Source organism: Arthrobacter sp. GW460-12-1-14-TSB2, assembly GCF_059423525.1.
The window spans coordinates 138,892-159,554 of the sequence record NZ_JBWKYC010000003.1 but is presented as its reverse complement, the minus strand read 5'-3'; the positions used below and the strand labels follow the sequence as shown (position 1 = coordinate 159,554).

The following is a 20,663-nucleotide window of genomic DNA, read 5'->3' as shown; positions in this document are numbered from 1 at the left end:
CAGGCTCTGACGCCGCAGTAGACTTATGTCTATGAACCACCAGAAACCCGCTGCCCCCGTTTTGGGGGGCGGCGGGTTTTTGCGTATCCGTTTGGATTTGGCGTACGACGGCGGCCCCTTCAGCGGGTGGGCAGTGCAGCCCGGCCTGCTGACCGTCCAGGGGGTGTTGGAGGATGCCCTGGCCCTCCTGGTCCGGCGCAAGGTGCGGGTGACAGTGGCCGGCCGCACCGACGCCGGTGTGCACGCCCGCGGCCAGGTGGTCCACCTGGACCTCACCGAAGATGAGTGGCAGGGCCTGAACCGCGGCGTTGAGCTGGATCCCGCCGTCGCCCTCCTGCGGCGCCTTCGCGGGGCACTGAGCAGGGGCCTTGGCGACCTCACCGGCGCCATCGAGGTGCACAGCGTCACCCTGGCTCCCGAGGGGTTCGACGCACGGTTCTCAGCGCTGTGGCGCCGGTACAGCTACCGCATCGCCGACGGCCCGGCGCTGTGGGACCCGCTGGGCAGGTACTCCACCCTCTGGCACAAGGAGCAACTCGACGTGTCGCTGTTGAACGAGGGCGCGTCCAAGCTCCTCGGGCTGCAGAACTTCCGTTCCTACTGCAAGCCCCGGGAAGGATCCACCACCATCCGTGAACTGCAGCGGTTTGAATTCGCGCGGGGGAGCGACGGCGTCATAGTCGCCACCGTGCAGGCTGATGCGTTCTGCCACAACATGGTGCGGGCGCTGGTGGGGTCGGCCCTGTACGTCGGTTCAGGTGCAGAGAAACCGGGGTGGCTTTATGAGCGGCTGCTTGAGCAGAAACGCGATGCGAAGTCCGTGCTGTCCGCCCCGCACCCCCTGGTGCTCGAGGAAGTGGCATATCCCTCGGACAGCGAATTGCTGGCCCGGGCCGAACTGACGAGGGCGCTCCGGAAGTAGCGCGGCCACTGGAAGACCGGGTCGCTAGTAGGCCGGGCCGCTAGTAGGCAGGGGAAGGATCTTCCGCCGGCAGGACAACAGTGAAACTGCTTCCCTCGCCCGGCCGGCTGGTGCACGTAATCGAGCCGCGGTGCAGATCCACGATGGCCTTCGTGATGGATAGCCCCAGTCCGACGCCGGGGATGCCGGACTGCAGGACTTCGCGGCTGCGGAAGAACCTGTTGAACACCTGCGCCGCATCGGCCGAAGTCATGCCCATCCCGGTGTCGTCCACGCGCAGGTACACCTGCTCGGCTTCTGCCCGGGCCGTGACCCGGACCGTCCCGCCGTCGGGGGAGTATTTGATGGCGTTGGACAGGAGGTTGTCCAGGACCTGGCCGAGCCGGAGCGGGTCCACCTGCGCCCACAAAGGCACCGGCACGTCGGCGAGCAGTGACACCTTTGCGGCAGCGGCATGTTCCTGCGCCGAGCCAACGCAGAAATCCACCAGCCCGGACAAATCGGTCCTTCGCGGATGCACCGGCAGCGACGCTGAGGCCGAAAGCAGCAAATCCGACACGAGGGTGAGGAGCCGTTCGGTATTGCGCTGGGCCACCTCCAGCCGTTGAGCGGCCAGGGGCGGGAGCCCGTGTTCGCCGTCGAGCACCAGATCGAGGTTCCCGATCACGGAATTCAGCGGAGTGCGCAGTTCATGGGTCACGTTGGACAGGAAGTCATCCTTCGCCGCCATCGCCTCCACCAGGCCGGTTACGTCATTGAACACCACCACGGCGCCGTTGAATTCGCCGTCGTCATTCCGGAGCGACCTGGCCGCCGTCGAAATGGCCCGGCGCTGCGGGCCCTCGCCGAACCAGACCAGGTAATCAGCAAAAGACTCACCCTGGGTAGCCCGGTAAACGGGACGTTTATCCGGGGCCAATGGTGATTTTCCGTCCTGGCTGAGGAGTGTCAGTTGCTCCTCAATTCTTGACGCCGCTAATTCATCCGGAAGACCTTCCGGGGACGCCGCGGCTTCCAGTTGGGATTGCCGGACATTTGTCAGCAGGCGGTCACCGTTGGCATTTACGGCAACAATGCCGACGTCGACCGTTTCCAGGATGGTGTCAAGCAGCTTTTCGCGCTCTTTGCTCTCTTCAAAGAGCGCGCGCATTTCACGGTCCGTGGCCTCCAAAACGCGCTGCTGGAGCCTCAGGTTCACACTGGCGAAACGGATGGCGATGGACACGGTGAGCATCATGAGCGGCAGTAGCAGGGCGGATGTCACATCGGCTACGGAAACGACCGGAAGCCGGGAAAACAGGGGAGGCAGGGAAATCAACAAGGGCCCGCAGAAACTCAGGAAAAGGCTGCTCCGGGCAGGCAGCGAAGAGGCGGACACCCAGATCACCGGGAAAATCGCCAGGACACCGAGGCCCGGAACGCCTGGCGGCACACCGATGCGAGTCAGCCAGATGGCGATGAAATCAAACATGGGGATGAAGAGCGGAACGTACGGACCGAACTTTTCCCAAGGCAGCAGGATGCACGCCAGGAAAAGGAGGGCGTGCATCCCCAAGGACATTAAGAAAACTCCGTTGTCGAATACGCCGGGCCAGGCAAAGTAGGCCGCAATAGCCACGGCAAAGACCACAAAGGAAAGCGGCAACTGACACAGGATCACCTGGGTACGAGGCCCCAGGGCACGGAAGAAGCGGTCGGCGCTGGGAGCCAGCGATGTCTCAGCCACGCAGGTGCGCCTTGGTCCCCGCCCTGAGCAAACCTCCGCCGGACCATCCACCTTGGCCGGGCCAATGCAGGTGACGAGTGGTGGCGATCATGGGCCCGGCCCTTTCTTGGACGTCATTGTTTACTGTGAAGTCATGCTAATTGACATTCATACTTCTGCCACGGAAAAAGAACCGCCAATAAGCGAGATTTCTTGTAGCGTAGTCCCTTGGGGGGTGTAACAGGCATTTGCGATGGGCAGGTGCCTGCATGGGGTCTGGGGATTTATGGGGTTGACCATGAGCGATCTGGGAGTAGCTGTGGTTGTCGAGGACGACAAGGACATACGTAACTTGTTGGAATCGGTCTTCCTTCAAGCGGGGTTTGAGGTGCACACAGCCTCGGACGGCCGCGAAGGCGTGGAATTGGTTCGACATCAAAAGGCGAATATTGTCACGTTGGATGTGGGGCTGCCAGACATCGACGGCTATGAAGTGCTGCGACGTATCCGGCAGTTCAGTGATGCCTACGTGGTGATGCTGACCGGCCGGAGCGAAGAGCCCGACATGTTGACCGGACTGCACTCGGGCGCGGATGACTACATCACCAAGCCATTCCGTCCGTTGGAGCTCCGAGCGAGGGTGGCGGCCATGATGCGGCGGCCGCGGTACAGTGACGCACAACGGCACGACGGTCCACGACAGGACACACAACCGCAGGCGGCGCCGGCGAAACCGGCACCGCATGCCCAACCCGGCACAGTGCACGGAACCGGATCCAAGGATGTCCTGGAGCACCGGGACCTCAGGCTCAGCCCCCGGACACGGTCTGCCGAACTGGCCGGCAAGGAACTGGAGCTGACGCGCAGCGAATTTGTCCTCCTGGAGGAACTCCTGCGGGCCGGCGGCGGTGTGTGCACGCGGGCCGATCTGGTGAAGGTGGTCCGCGGGGACTACTACCAGGACGACACGTACATCAGCGAAGCTGACGAGCGTGCCGTGGAAGTCCACATCGGGAACCTCCGGAAGAAACTCCACGAGGACGCCCATACCCCGCAATTGCTGCAGACCGTGCGGGGCGTGGGGTACCGGCTGGGAGCCGGCAAGCTCTAGCCAGGCAGCCTGCCGGGGGACTGGCAACTACCAGCGGCCCGGCAGCTACTCGGCCGAGTAGCCTGCCGGGAGGTAGCTTTGGCGAAGCTGGGCAACGGTTTCGTGGCCAAGGTCTGCGATGAGGGCCAGCATTGACTTGCCCTTGTCCCAGCACCCTGAGCGGATGATGGCTTCGACGTCCTCCGCCAGGCGGGCCAGGCGAAGGCCTCCCACCATCGCGGAGCCGATCTTTAGGCTGATCGCGGCGTCGAGGGCATTGGTGCGGTCCTGGCCGGAGATCGCGTTCGTCAGGTTCAGATAGCGCTGGTCCCAGATCTCGATGTAGTCCAGGGCAAACTTCCTTGCCACGGCAGGCTGGGCCAGCTGGCTTTCGAGGTCCTGCAGCACCAGGAGGTCCACGAGCGGGATTTCCTCAAAAGCCAGGCTGGCGTCAGTGCCCGGGGCAGCCGCGGCCGAGTGAAGGGTGCAGATGTGGTCCGCACCTTCGTCTTCGGTACAGCTGCCTGAAATGGACATATGACAACGCTACTTCCTGAATCTGTCAATTCGCTCGACCTAGGCAGATATTGTGCAAACCTTGAGTCTCTTGGGGTAACAAGCGGTGACTGGTGCCACTTTGGGCACCCTATTGACCACTGAATGTGACAACGGTGTTGATGACGGCGGGGCCCAGAATTGCGATGAACAGGACCGGAAAGATGAAGAACAGCAGCGGGAACAGGATCATCACGGGCAGTTTCATCGCTTTTTCCTCGGCGCGTTGCCGTCGCTTCACCCTCATGACCTTCGCCTGAATCCGCAGGACCCGGCTGATGGCGATGCCGTAGGTGTCAGCCTGGACGATCGCCTGGACGAAGCTGCGCAACTCGGGGATGTTGGTCCGCTCAGCCAGGGCAATGTAGGACTCCCGCCGGCTGCGTCCCACCTGCATGTCCTGCAGGGTGCGGATGATTTCCTCGGCCAGCGGTCCCTTGCCGTTTTCTCCTGCCCGGGCCATGGCGCCCTCGAAGCCGAGGCCGGCTTCCACGGAGATCAGCATCTGGTCCAGGGTGTTGGCGAGTTCCAGCTGCATGGCCTTCTGGCGCTCCATGCCCTTGCTGTAGAGGAGCAGGTCCGGGATGAAGTAGCCCAGGAAGAGGAGAAACAGGCCAACGAGTTTGATCATCGGTTTGGGACTGCTCATGCTGATGAGGATGAAGAGGGAGGCCCCCACGAGTCCGAGGACGGGCTTTGCTGCGAGGATGCGCCCCAGAGGCCAGGCAGCGGGCCGGCCGGCAAGGGAGAGCAGCCGGTCGAGCTTGCGGACATAGGCGGCGGGTGTCAGGCCATAGCCGATCCTGTCGAGCAGGCGGCCCTGGGTCTTTTCCGGGACGTCGGCAGCCCTCCTGCCGCGGTTGAGGATAGCTACTGTTGCGGTCCGGGACTTGCGGTCCACGGACAGGACGGACCACGTCAAGTAGCCGACGGGGAGGCAGACCAGGAGGAGCGAGGAGAGCACCACGGGATTCATGGGCACCTCAGAATTTCAGATCGATGATTTTGCGCATCCACAGGCTGCCGATGGTCATGAGAACCACGGACCCGGCGATCATTGCCCAGCCCAGCGGATGGGTGAACATCGCGTCCATGTAGCCGGGGTTCACTGCCATCAGCATCAGCACGATGCCGATGGGCATGGCAATCAGGATGTAGGCGGAGAACTTGCCCTCCGCGGCGAGGGCTTTGATATGGCCCTTGATCTCGGACCTTTCCCGGATCGTTTCATTGACCTGATCCAGGACCTCGGCCAGGTTACCGCCCACTTCGCGGTTGATCTGGATGGCCTGCGCGATCCAGACGAAGTCCTCGTTCTTCATGCGTTCCGAGGTGTCCGTCAGGGAGGCCAGCAGATCGCGGCCCAGGCTGGTCTCGGTGATAACCCGGCGCATCTCTTCCGAGGTGGGGCTTTGGGACTCGGCAGCTGCCGCATCGATGGCGCGGAGGATGCTGTGGCCGGCCCGGAGCCCGCCGGCGAGGAGCTGGAGGGTGTCGCCGAGCTGCTGGTCGAACTTCGTCCGCCGCTTTCCGGCCAGGAAGCCGAGCACAAGGTGCCCCACGAAGGGGGCGAGGATGATGAGCAGGACGGACAAGGCGGGCACGCCGATCACCAGGCCCACCAGGGCGCCCACGATTGCACCGGCGATCACGAGGACAATGAATTCGGCCTGGCTGAGCCGGACCCCGGCCGTTTCCAGTGCCTCCCGGTTGTAGAGGCGGACATTCCGGGAGGCCAGGAACCGGTCCAGGGCGCCGACGGTGATGTTTGCCAGGCGTGTCAGCCGTGAGGGCGGATCAAAGGCGAACGGCCGGCGCCGGCTGAGCGCGATCTCCGGAGCACCGGGTATCAGTATTGCCACACCCAGCAGCAGCGGTGCGAGGAACAGGAGCGCGGCCCCAAGGGTCATCAGCACGGCGCCCCCTAGGCCATTCCGTGGCCGGAGTGGGCCGCGTGGCCGCCGTGCCGGCCAGGGCCGGCGGGCCCGCTCTGCCCGGCAGGCCCGCCAGTTCCGGGACCCGCGGGCGTGGCGAAAACGGCGGGCGAGACATGGATTCCGAGGTCCTCGAAGCGGTCGATGAAGCGCGGGCGGATGCCCGTAGCAACCGGCCGTCCGAGGAAGCGGCCCTGGGCGTCGACGCCGGCCGAGTAGTCGAAAACGAAGGCGTCTTGCAGGGTGACGATGTCGCCTTCCATGCCCTGCACCTCGGTCACATGGGTGATCCGGCGGCTGCCGTCCCGCAGACGTGAAATCTGGACGATCAGGTTCACGGCCGAGGCTATCTGTTCCCGGATGGCCCGCAGCGGCAGGTCCATGCCAGCCATCAGCACCAGGGTTTCCAGGCGCGCCACGGCGTCACGCGGGGAATTGGAGTGCACGGTGGACAGGGAACCGTCGTGGCCGGTGTTCATGGCCTGGAGCATGTCCAGCGATTCGCCGCCGCGGACCTCACCCACCACGATGCGGTCCGGGCGCATACGGAGCGAGTTCCTCAGCAGTTCGCGGATGGTCACTTCGCCCTTGCCCTCGGTGTTGGGCGGACGGCTTTCCAACCGGACCACATGTTCCTGCTGGATCTGCAGCTCCACGGCGTCCTCGATGGTGACGATGCGTTCGTCCGAGGGCAGGAACGAGGAGAGCACGTTCAACAGCGTGGTTTTCCCCGTGCCCGTTCCGCCCGAGACGATGATGTTGAGCTTGGCCTTGACGCAGGCATTGAGGAGCTCCGCCATTTCCGGCGTCAAGGTTCCGTAGTCGATCAGGTTCCGGACGGTGAGAGGCACCTTGCTGAACTTTCGGATGGTCAGCGACGATCCGCCCACGGCCAGCGGCGGGATCACCGCGTTGACGCGGGAGCCGTCCTCCAGCCGGGCATCCACCAGGGGTGAGGACTCGTCAATGCGGCGGCCCACCTTGGATACGATGCGCTCGATCACCTTCCGCAGGTGTTCTTCCGAGCTGAAGCGTGAATCGGCCAGCGTGAGGTGACCCTTGCGTTCCACATAGATCTGGTCCATCCGGTTGACCATGATTTCAGTGACGGCGGGGTCGTCCAACAGCCGCTGGAGGGGGCCGTAGCCCAGCACGTCGTCGGCAACGTCCTGGACCAGGCGCGTCCGTTCCTCGGAGGAGAGCGGCACCTGTTCGGCGTCGATGATGCGGGTGAGCTCCTCACGGGCCGACGTCCGGAGCTCCAGTTCGGTGATGGCCGAGTCGTTGAAGCGGGCACCCATGCGCTCGAACAGCGCCGTGGCCGCCCTCTCCTTCAGCGCGGCGAAGGCGTCCACGGGCTGCTGGGCTTTCGGTTTCGCCTCTTCCGCATGGTCCGTCCCGGCGGAAGGTACGACGACGGCGGCAGCCGGTGCCGCCGTCGTCGTCCGCTTGTCGGTCCTCACCGGAGCCCACGGTTTCGGCTGCGGGGCCGGCAGTTCCGGGCGTTCCCGCTCCAGCGTTGCGGTGGCGGTGCGGGAGGATGGCGATGCCGCGGAAGCGGCCTGGGTGAGTGACGGCGCCTGCGACTTCGCTTGTACCGCACTGATGCGTTCTGAAAGTTTCATCTAGACCACTACCCTTCGGTGCAGTTTGCGTTGGGATTTGGCCCGCCAGGCGGGGTTGAAGCGGTCGACGAGCTGGTTCAGGCTCTTGGTTGCCGGGTCCTTGGCCGATTCCTGGAGGACGGGGATGCCGCGGTTGGTGGACAGAGCGACGGCGCGGGACCGCGGAATGCTGACGTCGACGGGCGCGCCGATGGTCGATTCGAGGTCCTGGACGGTCAGGCCCAGCTTGGAATCGGCCATGTTCAGCACCACGTGCCGGGTCTCAGGGAGGATCTCCAGCTGGCGCAGCACGTCCAGGCCCGAACGCAGGCCGCGGACGCTGGGAATGTCCATCCCGCTCACCCACACCACATCCGTGCACTGTTCCATGGCGGCCAGCCCGATTTCGGGAAGGCCCGGCGCGGTGTCTACCACAACGTACTGGAACTGCTCCGATAACTGTTCTAGCAGCCGGCTGACCTGTTCCGGGGTGATCTCGTCCGCGTCGACGGGGGTTGGCGGAGCGCACACGGCGTAGATGCCGCCGGGGTGGACCGTCAGGAAGGCCTTCAGGACCAGTGAGTCCTGGCTCGCCGCGGGGGATACCGCGTCCGTGACCGTGTGCTGCGGGTCGAGGTAGAGCCCGGAGGCGACGTCGCCGAACTGCAGGTCCAGGTCCACGATCACCACACTCATCGGGGCGATCTTGCCCAGGCCGATGGCGATGTTGGTGGCGATGGTGGTTTTGCCCACCCCGCCCTTGGGGGAGAAGACGCCGATGACAAGGCCCTTGTTGGATTCCGTCATTGGCGGGACGGCCTGAACACGGTACCTGCTGGCGAACGATTGGTTGGCGCGTTCCAGCAGGACCCGGATCTGGGCGGGATCGGAGCCGGGGGAGAGGATGTCCCTGATGCCCGCGCGCATTGCCTGCAGGATGAAGTCCGGGTCCGGTTCGGCGGCGAGGATGACGCTGAGTTCCGGGAACCGGACGTTCATCACCGTGGCAAACCGGAGGGCTTCATCCACAGGGACGTCGGGTCCCAGGATGAGCACCTCGGGCAGTTCCTGGTTGAGGGCTGCAAACAGGTCGTTGGGATCGGCGGGCAGCAGGCTAGTGAAGAAGGTCTGCACGCCGCCTTGGAGACCGCCGGCAACGGCCTGGCGGAGGCGGCCGTCGAAATCGGCGTCCGGCGTGATGAGTGTGAAGCGGCTCATTTGTAGACGTCCGGACGGATCATGATGCGCGGGCCGTTGTCCTCGGCGTCGAGCGGCTCGCGGCTGAGCCAGATGGACGAGAAGTCGGTCATTTCCGAGGCGAAAACGATCTTTGCCGCGTTGATGTCGTTGACCGCCACGGTGATCATCAGCGAGCCGGTCGGAAGGTTCACGTCGCGAGGATTGGGTTCGGCACCGGCGCTCGCCGACGGTGCCGGGTTTGCGGCTGCTCCCTCGGGCGCACGCTGCACGGCGGTGACCAGGACCTTATGGATGGACAGCTGGGTAGTTTCCTTGTCGGCTTTCGACTCGATGCCGCCGGAGCGCATGGTGATGAAGATGCCCACGTGGTCGCCGGGCTGGAGGCGCCCGCCCACCACACGCTGCGGCTCCAGCTGGAAGGAGACTTCCTGGAGACCGGCCGGTACCTTGACCGAACCGGAGGTCTGGAGGTCTTCGGGGTCGACGAGCTTCTCCGCCAGCAACTGTTCGCCCGGGACGAGGTCAGCGGCGGCTACCTTTCCGTCGGAATCGTCCAGGGTTTCCAGAGCGGATTTCGCGACGGCGGTGCCCGGCACCTGCTCCAGGGCCACGGAGGCTTTCACTGTGTCCACGGTTGCGCCGGCGGGGATGGCCTTGGTGACCACGAGAACGCCCACCGGGTCCAGGTCCTTGACGGCGCGCTGGTCAGCACCCTGGGCGTACGTGACGACGAGGACTGCCCCGACGATGGCTAGGAGGACTGCCACCACTCCTGCCAACAAACGTGACTTCACTGACTGCTCCTGTGTTTGCGGGAAATGTGGGGGTTCATGAGCTACTTGCTGAGGGCAACGACGGTTGCGCCGTCCGGGTTTAGGGGGCCGAGTGTGTAGCCATTGGCCAAGGAAACGTACTTGACGAAGGTTCCGATGATTCCGCGGCAAGGTTCCTTGCACTCAAGACTGGCCGGGACGTCCGGCGTTCGGTTGCGGAACGTGTAGGGAAGCCCCGAGCTGCCGACCTTCCACCCGGCCACCTTGAACGCGGCGAACGTGGTCAGTCCGTAGATAGCGTTGGTTCCGGTTCCGGTCACTGAATTGAAGATCGGCAGCAAAACGAAGACATCCTTACCGGCGTTCATGTCCGCCGCCCAGCCGTTCAGCGTGGCCTCGCAATTTGGCGGGGCATTGTTGCCGGTATCTCCTCCGGCGGTGCTCTTGGCGATGTCGATGAAGGCGCCGCATTGGCCGGTATCTTGTTTGAGGCCACCGAAGCCGCCCTCTACGAATGCACCCGAGGGCCCGTAATTGCAGTCGATGTTGGCGTTTTTTCCATGCAACTGGAGTAACTGCATGATGTCCGTGCTGTTGCGAACCTGGCAGATAGACACGGTGATCGGAAAGGGTGTGGTGCCCTTCTCGGGGCTGCCCCACACCACTGTTGAAGGGGCATTGACTTCGGCGGAGTCCATGCCCAGCACACGGGCAAAGAAGAGCGAGACTTCGTTGGGAGATTTGCCGGCTTCCTGCGCGCCGGCTGTGACGGTGACGGTGCGATTGGTCGCACTGAGCGCTATGGATTTGATGTGGCTGAGGCCGTCGTTGGCGTTGCTGTTGGTGAGGGTCGCTGCCAGGGTTGACGTAGCGGAGCAGTCGGGATCAGTGGCGCTCTTCGCGCATTTTTGGGCGATGGCCAGGGCTGCCGCGTCGGCACCGTTGCGAAGCTGCGTCCGCTCGGCGTAGAGCATTCCGACGTCTACGGCGATCGCTCCGAAGCCTAGAAGCACCACCAACAAAATGGCCACCAGGACGCTCACGGCGCCGCGTTCGCCGTCGTGGTTGTTGTTCTGTTGTCCGTTCCGGCGGTGGTGCCGGGGGGTCAGCCTCCGCATAGCATGGCTCCCTTACCGGTCATGGGAAAGGGGCCGGCGATGCCGGTCATGGTGGAGAGGTTGTAGCTGATGGTGACGGTGATGCGGTTACCCGGTGCACAACTGGTTGTGCCGGTGTCGAGATTCTTGAAGACGATGTTCGTGTCCTTCAGCCCGGGCTGAAGCGATACCGCAGTATCCCTCGCAGCCTTGTTGGCATCAGAGATTTTGTTGGAGATGGCCATGACGCGCACGCCTTCGCGGGCGGCTGCGGAGAGGGAGGCCTGGGCGTTGTAGGCCCGGCTGAACTCAATGATGCCCAGGAGCAGCATGACGAGGACAGGCGCCAGGATCGCAAATTCGACCGCAACGGCTCCGCGCTCGGATGCCCTGGACATGGTGGTGCCTTTCGGTCAGGCCGATGGGGTGGTGGCGACAGACAAAGTGGCGGCGGCTTGGATGCCGCCGCCACTGGTTCGCCTGGTGATGCGAGGGGTGTGCTTACGGGGCGCAGGTTCCGCCAGCGGCCGTGGTAGCGGTCTGGGCGACAGCAGTCCACGTGCCGCCACCAACCTGGCACTTTACTTGTTCGAACATAGTGGTCAGCGTCCCGCCGAGGAGCCCGACGGCCACGATGATGACAACGGCGATGAGGGCAACCATGATGCCGTATTCAACGGCAGTTGCACCCTTTTCGTCGCTGCGGAGGCGAATCATGAGGTTGGTGTGAAGAGAAAGCATGTGGACTCCTGAGCGAGTTTGGGTGGCTGGTCCTGCACCAGCTCTGCCAAAAAAGTAGCAACCAATGTCCGGGTTTCGACGGGATCTTTGGGCATCCTGCGCTAAGCCTGCCCAATCTGCGCATTGCCTGCGGTAAACCTGTATCGTGCCTGCGTGATGAATCGGATCGTTGACCATCGCGGCACGAAGAAGGACTCCCTCAGCCGTTGGTGGCTGGGGGAGTCCTGGGTGGAGGGTGGTGGGGTAGATTCCTTTCCCCACGAAGGCCCTGAACGAGCACTCACACGCGCTCAGGGCCTTCGCCCGGTGCGAGATCCTGCTCCTCGCTGCCGGGTGGTAACGGACTCCTCGGTTCTGGGTGCCAAGGAGCCCGGGTCTGTGCGGCCAGAACTCCGGCCGTTGGGAGGCCCTAGCTAAACGCCTTGATGATGTTGATTGCTGCCGGCCCGAGGATCACGATGAACAGGACGGGGAAGATGCAAAGCAGCAGGGGAAACAGCACCTTGACCGGAAGCTTCATGGCTTTCTCTTCGGCCCGCTGGCGCCGCTTGATCCTGGATTGCTTGGCTTGCATCCGAAGTACCTTTGCAATCCCGATGCCGTATTTGTCGGCCTGGACCACCGCGCGAACAAAGCTCCGGAGGTCCTGAACAGAAGACCGTGCCGCCAGTGCAGCGTAGGCCTCCTGCCGGGGACGCCCTACCTGGATGTCCTGGAGGGTCCGGACCAGCTCTTGGGCCAGCGCTCCGGTGCCGTTTTGTCCAGCGCGAGCCATTGCGGCTTCAAATCCCAGCCCGGCTTCGACTGAGATGAGCATCTGATCGAGCGTATTGGGCAGCTCCATTTCTATTTCCTGCTGGCGCTTGATTCCCTTGTTGTAGATGAGCAGGTCCGGCAGGAAATAGAAGAACGCGGTGATTGCCAATCCCAAGGCAAACGTCTGAGGCGATGGGCTGTTGCTGAAGAGCAGCAGCCCCAACATCGCGCCGCCAAGCGCGAGGCTGGGCTTGGCAACAAGGAGCCTGTCTAGCGGCATGGACGCTGGTCTTCCGGCCAGAGACAGCCAGCGGTCGAGCTTTCCGACGTAACCGGTCGGAGTCAATCTCTTAGCAGCACCCAGGAGAGCCGGGGTCCGCTGGATGGCAGCGTTCCCGTTGACAGAGAATCCCTGCCCCAAGTTCGTTTGGACTGCCACAATACCCCGTCGGTCGATCGACACGAGCGACCATGCCAGGAAGGTTACCGGGATAACAACCAGCGCTATTAGCGCCAGGACTGTGATGTTCATTTGGAATCCCCCTAGAACTTGATCTTGACGATCCGGCTAAGCCAGAAGCCGCCGACGATGAACATGATGACGCTGACCACCATGAGGATGATCCCGACGACGTGTTCGACGAACACGTTGAGGTATCCCGGATTGATGACCCCAAGGAACAACGCAACGCCCATTGGTAGGGCCATCAAGATGTACGCCGACATCTTCCCTTCGGCGCTGAGAGACCGGATCTGGCCCTTGATGTCGCTTCGTTCGCGAATGGTCGCGGCCACTTGCTCCAGCACTTCGGCCAGGTCCCCGCCGACTTCCCTGTTGATCTGGACAGCCTGGGCAATCCACCGGAAATCTTCACTGTCCATACGATCCGCGGCGTCCTCGATGGCCACGCGTGCGTCCTTCCCAATCCGGGTCTCATTGACGATTCGGGCAAGTTCCTCCGATGTCGGAGCATCGGCTTCCTGCGACGCCGCCTCAATGGACCGCATTACGCTGTGACCGACGCGGAGGCCTCCAATCAACATCTGGATGGTGTCTGTCAGTTGGGCTTCGAACTTTCCGCGGCGCTTATCCGTAAGAATGTTGAGGACCAGTTTGGTGGCAAACGGCGTAGCTGCTGCAACGAGGAATCCGATCAGAATATGCGTCAGGAACCAGGCGAATACACCTGCGAACAGGGACCCGATTCCTACCGCCACCGTGAAGTCGGCCGGCGACATCTTGACCCCGGCGTTGTACAGCACTGCCCGGTTGTAGGGGCCGCCCGATTCGCCAATAACTCCGTCAACGGCGGTTACGGCTGATTGAGTGATGCGGCTAACTGTTGATGCTTGCGGCTGAGACGAGTTCCGGCGGCGCTCCAGAGGGATGGCACCGTAACGCGGCTTCAGCACTACAAGGAAGACCAATACCAATGCGGCAAGGCACAAGCAGATGGCAAAACCGAGGACGGCCGGCGAATCCATGATCACCGCCTCCCTGAAGAAACCGGAGCCGAAGCCGCACCGAAGACGCCCGGGGATACTGCGATGCCCAGATCAGCGAAACGATCCAGGAACCGAGGACGGATTCCTGTGGGAACCGGCTTTCCAAGGAACCTGCCTTGGGCATCCATACCTGCGGAATAGTCGAAGACGAAGGCATCCTGGAGCGTAACGATTTCTCCCTCCATGCCTTGAACTTCGGTGACATGTGTAACCCGGCGGCTTCCGTCACGCAGACGGGTTACCTGGATGATCAGGTCAACGGCGGACGCTATCTGCTCCCGGATGGCCCGCAAGGGGAGGTCCATCCCGGCCATGAGGACCAGCGTTTCAAGTCGGGCAACGGCATCGCGCGGAGCGTTAGCGTGAACGGTGGACAACGAGCCATCGTGGCCGGTGTTCATGGCCTGGAGCATGTCCAGTGATTCGCCGCCTCGGACTTCTCCGACAATGATGCGGTCAGGACGCATGCGGAGCGAGTTCCTGAGGAGTTCGCGAATGGGCACTGCGCCCTTGCCCTCGATATTGGGTGGCCGGCTTTCCAGCCGGACCACGTGCTCTTGCTGCAACTGCAGTTCCACCGCGTCCTCGATGGTGACGATCCTGTCGTCTTCGGGAATGAAGGAGGAAAGGACGTTGAGAAGTGTCGTCTTGCCTGTTCCTGTACCGCCAGAGACGATGATATTCAGCCGTGCTCGCACACATGCGCTGAGGAGCTCCGCCATTTCCGGAGTCATGGACCCCCAGTCAATGAGGTTCTGCACAGTCAAAGGGACGTGGCTGAACTTGCGAATGGTAAGTGATGGTCCGTTCACAGCCAAGGGCGGGATGATCGCATTCACACGCGAACCGTCTTCCAGCCTTGCATCGACGAGCGGAGACGATTCATCGATGCGGCGGCCCACTTTGGAGACGATGCGCTCGATTACCTTCCGCAAGTGATCGTCCGAGCTGAACTGTGATCCGGTCAGTGAGAGACGTCCGTTTCGTTCCACGTAGATTTGATCGGAACGATTGACCATGATTTCAGTGACAGCCGGATCTTCCAGTAGGCGCTGAAGCGGACCCAAGCCCATGACTTCGTCGGCAACGTCTCGGATGAGGCGACGTCGTTCTTCGGGCGAAAGTGGTACTTGCTCCTGATCGATCACGGCCGATAGTTCTTCAACGGCGCTTGCGCGGAGGTCTTCTTCGGACGCCGAGGTGTCGCCGAAACGCGTTCCCATCCGCTCAAATAGTGCGAGTGCCGCGCGTTGCTTCAGCCCGGCCAACGCGTCGACAACAGGGACGACAGGGCCGCCTCCGAGCGAGGGCGCGGTGGCGAGAGCGATTGGGCTCCCGCCGGCAGCCGCCGACGCGAAAGGAATTGAGGAAGCAGGCCCTGAGACGGGAGCTTCATCGATTGTTCCGTTGGGAGGCTGTGAGGCACCCTCCCGCTGCGTCCTGGAAAGTCGATCTGAGAGTTTCATGAGACAACCACCCGTCGGTGCAATTTGTTGTGATTAGAGGACACCCACTGGGGATCAAAGCGGTCTACCAGCTTCTTCAGGCCTTTGGTGGCCGAGTCCCTGGAAGTGCTCTGCAGAACGGGTATCCCGCGATTCGTCGAGTAGGGCAAAGTCCGGGATCGTGGCACCACTGCATCAATCGGGACCCCGATTGTCGCTTCAACATCCTGTACCGACAGTCCGCTTTTGCGATCAGCGAAATTCAGGACGGTATGCCGTCCCTGCGGCAGCAACTGGAGCTCCTTAAGGACAGTGAAACACTTGCGGAGCCCCCGGACACTGGGAACATCCATGCCACAGACCCATACGCCGTCCGTAGCCAGCTCCAGGGTCGCGAGGACGTGTTCCCCCAGACCTGGTGCGGTGTCGACCACGACGTATTTGAACTCGCTCGCCAGTTGATTCAGCAGGCGACTGACGTGGTCGGCTGTGATGTAGTCAGATTCGGATGGCGTGCGGGGAGCGCAGAGTGCATAGATGCCCGCTGGATGAACGGTCAGAAACGCCTTCAAGACCATCGAATCCTGCGATGCGGCGCCGTGAACGGCCTCCGTGATGGAGTGCTCCGGTTCGAGCTGCAATCCCGATGCAACGTCTCCGAACTGAAGATCCAGGTCTACGAGAACTACGCTCATTGGGGCAACCTTGCCTAAACCAATTGCAAGATTCGTTGCGACAGTGGTCTTCCCGACGCCACCCTTGGGTGACATGACCGCAATGACGCGCCCACGGTCCTGGTCAGGTTCTGCAGCGGGGCCCATTCCTCGCCGGCGGCTGGCAGCCGCCAGGCAGGCTCGCTCCAGGAGCACGCGCAGATCATTGACTTCAATTTCCGGTGTGACAACATCGCGGATCCCCGAATGCATGGCCTTCAGCACCAAGTCTGGGCTGGGCTCCGCAACGAGGAGGAGGCTGATCTCCGGGTACTGGAGATCAAAGACCGTAGCCAATTTCAACGCGGCTTCAGCTGTCACACCGGGTCCGAGGATCAGCACCTCCGGCGGAGCACCATTGAGCTGCTTGAACACATCATCAGGTCCGCCGGACAATACGTCCGGATTGAGAGTCTGCAGTTCTCCGTGCAAGGCCCCTGCGATGGCCTGGCGAACGCGGCCCTCGAAGTCGCGCACCGCCGTGACTGCCACGAAGCGGCTCATCAGTACAGCCCACCGAACGTCGTAACGGGAGGATCGGACTTAGCCGTGGACGCCGTCTGCTTGGACAGCCACAGAGTGCCGAACTCCGCCCCGTAGATCATTTTGGAGGCGTCGGCGTCGCTGCGGGCCACAGTCACATAGGCGGAACCGTTGGGCATAGCAACGGCATTGTCTGAGGACCCTGACTTAGCGTCCGGCTCAGCTTTCTGGACAGCCGTGATAAGTACATCGTGGAAGAGGAGCCCGGTGGACTGCTTCCATCCCTTGACTTCGGCGGGAACGTTGGCATTGTCCGGCATCGCATCCTCGGACTTGAAGGAGCTGAAGACGGTTACTTTGTCACCTGCTTCGAGCCGTCCGCCGAGGATCCGATCGGGTGCCAACAGGAAAGTGACCTCTTCCAGCCCCTCAGGTACCGGCACCGTTCCCGGCAGAAGGTCGCGAGGATCTACAAGCCTGGCTGCAAGGAGCTGCTCTCCAGGCTCCAAGGCCACGGAGGTGACTTTGCCCTCCTGCTCGCTAAGCTTGTCGAGGGCGCCCTCCGGAACTGCCGATTGAGGCATTGACTCCAGTTGGACCTTGCCGTTCAAGTCTTCGGCCTTGGTGCCGGCAGGGACAGATTCTTTGACGACGAGAACATTCACGGGATCCAGTCCCTGCAATGCCCTGTTGTCAGCTCCCTGGACGTATACAACAAGTAGTACGGTTCCAGTGATTGCCAGCAGCAGCGCTGCAATGCCTCCCAGTAGGCGTGATTTCACTTTAGATGCTCCTTCTTAGTGTGTGAGTGCATCCGTTCCGCGAGTGGAACGGTTTGTTTCTACTGCGTGAGTGCTACTCCGGATCCTCCGAAGTTGGGAGTTCCTGAGCCGCCTAATGTGAGCCCCTCGGCCAAGGAAACGTAACGGGTGAAGTACCCCTGGATACCCCTGCAGTTCCCTGTGCAGGAGGGTGCGGCCGAGTCAAGATTTGTCAGCGACGGTCCGCCGCCGAACTTGTAACCGGTGACCTTGAATGCCAAGAATCCAACCAAGGCGTATGTAGCGGGCTGCCCGTTTCCTGTCGCAGTGCTGAACACTGGAATCAGGACGGGGTCAATCAGGAGGTTGGCCAGGATGCCGTTACATTCGCTCGGAAAGTCATTGCCAGGGTCGTTGCCGATTTCCGAATTTGCGATGTCGATGTCTGCCGTGCAGCCAGTGTCCCGGTCGAGCCAGCCGAAGCCACCCTCGGCGTAGCCATTCTGCGGCGGGCATCCGGGGTAGTCCGGCGTGTTTTCGTCGTAACGCAGAAGAATGTGCGTCGGGATCGGATTGCCCGTGAAGTTGCCGGTCGAGTTCAGCTCGGCAAGCTGGCTTGGCGTTAGGTACTTCTCGAACACGCATTGGCTGATGGTCCAAGGAAGGGTTGTGGCTTGGCTCGGTGCCCCCCACTTAGCCACCGCCACAGCCCGAATATCTGCCGTATCGAACCCCATTGCACGAGCGAAGAAGAGGGAAAAGCTGTTCACCCCGGAGCCGGCCTGTCGCGTGTTGGTTTCAACCCGCACCGATGTGGAGGTAGGGAACGTTATGGACGCAATCCCGCTGGAACTGTCGTTGCTATTGCTGTTGGCGAGAGCACTTCCCGTCGCGTTATAGCTGCCGCATGATCCTTTGCCGCAGTCATTTGCAATTGCCAACGCGGAAGCGTCGGCTCCATTCTGCAGTTGAGCTTTTTCCGCATACATGGCGCCGACGTCAACGGCGAGTGCCCCGAACCCCATCAAGACGACGAGGAGCACGGCTACGATGACGGACGCGGCGCCGCGCTCGTCGCGCTTTCCTGCACACACGGCCCGATAGCGGGCGAGACGTTGTGGAATCAACCGCCGCATCGCATTACTCCTACTCCAGACATGGACAGCGGGAAAATTACCGGCTGGCCGAAGAATCCGGCGTCCAGGAAGCCGGTCATTGAGGACATCGTCACCTTGGTGGTGACCGTGACATTTGTGCCGGACGTACAGCTGCCCGCATTGTCTGTGACCGTCACTGGGAGTCCCGAGAGGGACGGTGCCGCCGCTAAGGCCACGGCGCTTACGTTTAGTGATGAGTCGCTGTGATGAATGGCTGCGTACCTGGCCCCTTCACGGGCCGCCTGGGTCAGTGAGACCTGGACATTTAGCACTCGGCCGAATTCGATGATTCCGATAAGAACCAGTAGCAGCAGCGGGAGAACGATCGCCATCTCAACGGCCACTGCGCCGCGTTCTTTCCGTTTTGACTTCAAGACCGTCTCCCCAAACCTTTTGTTAGAGCGGTGAATTTTTCCTTTAAGTGGATTGGGCCCTGACGGCGGTTATGCCCACCGCCAGAGCCCAATGCTTCGTCAGCCCAGTGGAGCAATCTCCTAGAGAGCTGTGGAAACAGAGGTGAAGAGGTCGGCGATCTTCGGGCCGAGTACTATGACTGCGGCCATTACGACGACGGCGATGAAAGCGACCATGATGCCGTACTCGACCATCGTGGCGCCTTTTTCCTCTTGCAGCCTTCCCTTTGCCGCGTGAATTACGGCCGTGAGAGTTGCGATGAATGAGTTCATGACTTGCTCCTTGATTGAGACCAAAATTTAGACCTTCGATTCCGGCCACTCGAAGAGTTCCCAAGCCGGGTAGAAGGGGCTTGCTGCGGTGGTCGTGTAGACCACCGCAGCCAAGGAGCCTAGATGGCAGTCGAAACTGCCGTGAAGAGGCCGGCGATCTTCGGGCCGAGGATAATGACGGCGGCCATGACCAGGACTGCGATGAAAGCGACCATGATGCCGTACTCGACCATTGTGGCGCCCTTCTCTTCGCGGGAAAGGCGGTCCTTCACGCCGGCGATAAAGGCAACCATGGAGACCAGTGCTGAGTTCATTTTCGTGTTCCTTTTGTGAGTGCTGAATTGGTTTCGAATTCCCCGCTCCCCCCAAGAAGGCGTTGCTGGAACTTCGATGCACTAAGGAATACAGGAGTCACAAATAGCCCCACAATGAGTGGATGTACTCGTCTTTTAGACACCAGAATCGGGCGTCTACTTGGTGTTACATCCCCATAACCGCGCTACCCAAGTACGCGACTACTTGGTGTACTTGGAAACGGCTATCGGGGGAAGACTGTGGGCAGGAGAATCCGCCCGATCTCTGTACCCCACAGCACTGCCAGGACGCATCCGGCGAACATGGACGGACCGAACGGCACAGCGCTCTTCCGCCCCGCAAATCCGCCTGTAACAAGGAGAACACCGGTAACAGCGCCCACAATAAAACCAAGGGCTATACCCAGTATCAGGTGGCCCATTGAGAGGTAGCCAAGGTACAAACCAAGTGGTGCTGAGAGCTTGACGTCGCCCATGCCCATTCCGCGGGGGGAAATGAGGGCCAAAATCAGGTAAATCACGAAACTTATGGCGCATCCGATTGCTGCCACCAGCAGGTTTCCCCATCGCTGGTTCGTGCCGGCGTCCAAAACCAGCAGCACGAGTCCTATTCCGAGAGCGGGAACGACGATCCTGTTGGGCAATAGCTTGTGCTGAAGGTCGATCCGGGAGAGAACAAGTCCAGCTGCGCAGAGGAAGAGAAAGCCGGGCAGCGACCAGGACCAACCGAACCGCCAGGCCATGGCTCCGAAAAGCACCCCGGTAGAAACTGCGCCGGCTGCATCGTGCCAGCGCACGTGCCCTAGCTCGATACCGGGCAGCATTCGGCGCGTGACGTGAAGGGCAGCGGGTGCCACTGCGAGGCCTAGGAGGGCGCAGGCGATTATCAACAGGGCGGCCAGGGGCATATCAGTCAACGGGGCACCTAAGCTCGGAGTTATTCGTGGTCCACGCCGCCGGACCCGAGCATCAGGACCGGCGCAGGCTGGCTACCTAGAGCCTATTTTGACCAGTGGCCTCTGTACCCGCTATTCTTGATAGTCGTTGTGCGTGTCCTTTCTCGATGATGCGTGCCCGCTGAGAATCCGGTTGCAGGATAACTACTCCTCGGGCACATTCGAGACTTCTGGACCACTGGATTCTTGGAGCCCTCACCTCTGTTCCGGTAGCGCATAGATAGTAGGTGCACACGCTTACGTGACACCTAAACAAGAACGCCAG

22 protein-coding genes are annotated in these 20,663 nt (G+C 61.9%); 2 read left to right on the top strand and 20 right to left on the bottom strand.

All coding sequences use genetic code 11. The features are described from left to right. Window positions 1–31: 31 nt before the first annotated feature. Window positions 32–922 carry a tRNA pseudouridine(38-40) synthase TruA gene (gene truA / locus AC07YR_RS06360; RefSeq protein WP_436058234.1) on the top strand — a complete coding sequence of 297 codons (891 nt, stop codon included), beginning with the start codon at window positions 32–34 and terminating at the stop codon, window positions 920–922. Window positions 923–962: 40 nt separating this feature from the next. Here truA and AC07YR_RS06355 read toward each other — a convergent pair whose 3' ends face one another. Then, the gene (locus AC07YR_RS06355; RefSeq protein ID WP_494733473.1) at window positions 963–2,648 is read right to left on the bottom strand and encodes a sensor histidine kinase; all 1,686 of its coding nucleotides are present in this window, start codon (window positions 2,646–2,648) and stop codon (window positions 963–965) included. Window positions 2,649–2,925: 277 nt separating this feature from the next. On the opposite strand from AC07YR_RS06355, the gene AC07YR_RS06350 reads away from it, so the two are divergent. Then, window positions 2,926–3,738: a response regulator transcription factor gene (locus tag AC07YR_RS06350; RefSeq protein ID WP_494733472.1), complete on the top strand. Its 813-nt coding sequence runs from the start codon at window positions 2,926–2,928 to the stop codon at window positions 3,736–3,738. A 45-nt stretch (window positions 3,739–3,783) separates the two neighbouring features. Here the strand turns inward: AC07YR_RS06350 and AC07YR_RS06345 are convergent, their stop codons facing one another. From AC07YR_RS06345 to AC07YR_RS06255, 19 genes are all read right to left on the bottom strand, one after another. Then, window positions 3,784–4,254 carry an Hpt domain-containing protein gene (locus tag AC07YR_RS06345; RefSeq protein ID WP_494733471.1) on the bottom strand — a complete coding sequence of 157 codons (471 nt, stop codon included), beginning with the start codon at window positions 4,252–4,254 and terminating at the stop codon, window positions 3,784–3,786. A 109-nt stretch (window positions 4,255–4,363) separates the two neighbouring features. Continuing rightward, on the bottom strand, window positions 4,364–5,248 hold the full coding sequence (locus AC07YR_RS06340) for a type II secretion system F family protein (RefSeq protein ID WP_494733549.1): 885 nt from the start codon (window positions 5,246–5,248) through the stop codon (window positions 4,364–4,366). 7 nt (window positions 5,249–5,255) lie between these two features. After that, a complete protein-coding gene (locus tag AC07YR_RS06335; RefSeq protein ID WP_055797100.1) occupies window positions 5,256–6,188 on the bottom strand; it encodes a type II secretion system F family protein in 933 nt (310 codons plus the stop codon). An 8-nt stretch (window positions 6,189–6,196) separates the two neighbouring features. Next, window positions 6,197–7,831, bottom strand: a complete 1,635-nt coding sequence (locus AC07YR_RS06330) for a TadA family conjugal transfer-associated ATPase (protein ID WP_494733470.1) — start codon at window positions 7,829–7,831, stop codon at window positions 6,197–6,199. After that, a complete protein-coding gene (locus AC07YR_RS06325; RefSeq protein WP_055797096.1) occupies window positions 7,832–9,028 on the bottom strand; it encodes a CpaE/TadZ family protein in 1,197 nt (398 codons plus the stop codon). Then, a complete protein-coding gene (gene cpaB, locus AC07YR_RS06320) occupies window positions 9,025–9,804 on the bottom strand; it encodes a Flp pilus assembly protein CpaB (protein WP_055797094.1) in 780 nt (259 codons plus the stop codon). Before cpaB (AC07YR_RS06320) ends, AC07YR_RS06325 begins: the two co-directional genes overlap by 4 nt. 41 nt (window positions 9,805–9,845) lie before the next feature. Beyond that, window positions 9,846–10,901, bottom strand: coding sequence for a pilus assembly protein TadG-related protein (locus AC07YR_RS06315; RefSeq protein WP_494733469.1), 1,056 nt, complete (start codon window positions 10,899–10,901; stop codon window positions 9,846–9,848). Next, a complete protein-coding gene (locus AC07YR_RS06310; protein WP_494733468.1) occupies window positions 10,889–11,278 on the bottom strand; it encodes a TadE/TadG family type IV pilus assembly protein in 390 nt (129 codons plus the stop codon). Before AC07YR_RS06310 ends, AC07YR_RS06315 begins: the two co-directional genes overlap by 13 nt. A gap of 103 nt (window positions 11,279–11,381) precedes the next feature. Beyond that, window positions 11,382–11,621: a Flp family type IVb pilin gene (locus AC07YR_RS06305; protein WP_494733467.1), complete on the bottom strand. Its 240-nt coding sequence runs from the start codon at window positions 11,619–11,621 to the stop codon at window positions 11,382–11,384. Window positions 11,622–12,030: 409 nt separating this feature from the next. After that, window positions 12,031–12,909, bottom strand: coding sequence for a type II secretion system F family protein (locus AC07YR_RS06300; protein WP_494733466.1), 879 nt, complete (start codon window positions 12,907–12,909; stop codon window positions 12,031–12,033). 11 nt (window positions 12,910–12,920) lie between these two features. Further along, window positions 12,921–13,862 carry a type II secretion system F family protein gene (locus AC07YR_RS06295; protein WP_494733465.1) on the bottom strand — a complete coding sequence of 314 codons (942 nt, stop codon included), beginning with the start codon at window positions 13,860–13,862 and terminating at the stop codon, window positions 12,921–12,923. Window positions 13,863–13,864: 2 nt separating this feature from the next. Then, window positions 13,865–15,349, bottom strand: coding sequence for a TadA family conjugal transfer-associated ATPase (locus AC07YR_RS06290; RefSeq protein WP_494733464.1), 1,485 nt, complete (start codon window positions 15,347–15,349; stop codon window positions 13,865–13,867). Further along, a complete protein-coding gene (locus AC07YR_RS06285) occupies window positions 15,346–16,545 on the bottom strand; it encodes a CpaE/TadZ family protein (RefSeq protein ID WP_494733463.1) in 1,200 nt (399 codons plus the stop codon). The genes AC07YR_RS06290 and AC07YR_RS06285 overlap by 4 nt, the downstream gene beginning before the upstream one ends. Then, window positions 16,545–17,306: a Flp pilus assembly protein CpaB gene (gene cpaB, locus AC07YR_RS06280; RefSeq protein ID WP_494733462.1), complete on the bottom strand. Its 762-nt coding sequence runs from the start codon at window positions 17,304–17,306 to the stop codon at window positions 16,545–16,547. The genes AC07YR_RS06285 and cpaB (AC07YR_RS06280) overlap by 1 nt, the downstream gene beginning before the upstream one ends. Before the next feature lie 59 nt (window positions 17,307–17,365). Next, window positions 17,366–18,421 (bottom strand): pilus assembly protein TadG-related protein, encoded by a 1,056-nt coding sequence (locus tag AC07YR_RS06275; protein ID WP_494733461.1) that lies wholly within the window; start codon window positions 18,419–18,421, stop codon window positions 17,366–17,368. After that, window positions 18,409–18,786, bottom strand: a complete 378-nt coding sequence (locus AC07YR_RS06270) for a TadE family type IV pilus minor pilin (RefSeq protein WP_494733460.1) — start codon at window positions 18,784–18,786, stop codon at window positions 18,409–18,411. Before AC07YR_RS06270 ends, AC07YR_RS06275 begins: the two co-directional genes overlap by 13 nt. A gap of 150 nt (window positions 18,787–18,936) precedes the next feature. Continuing rightward, a complete protein-coding gene (locus tag AC07YR_RS06265; RefSeq protein ID WP_494733459.1) occupies window positions 18,937–19,128 on the bottom strand; it encodes a Flp family type IVb pilin in 192 nt (63 codons plus the stop codon). Window positions 19,129–19,247: 119 nt separating this feature from the next. Continuing rightward, on the bottom strand, window positions 19,248–19,442 hold the full coding sequence (locus AC07YR_RS06260; protein ID WP_494733458.1) for a Flp family type IVb pilin: 195 nt from the start codon (window positions 19,440–19,442) through the stop codon (window positions 19,248–19,250). A 224-nt stretch (window positions 19,443–19,666) separates the two neighbouring features. Next, window positions 19,667–20,350, bottom strand: a complete 684-nt coding sequence (locus AC07YR_RS06255; protein ID WP_494733548.1) for a prepilin peptidase — start codon at window positions 20,348–20,350, stop codon at window positions 19,667–19,669. Window positions 20,351–20,663 lie beyond the last annotated feature (313 nt).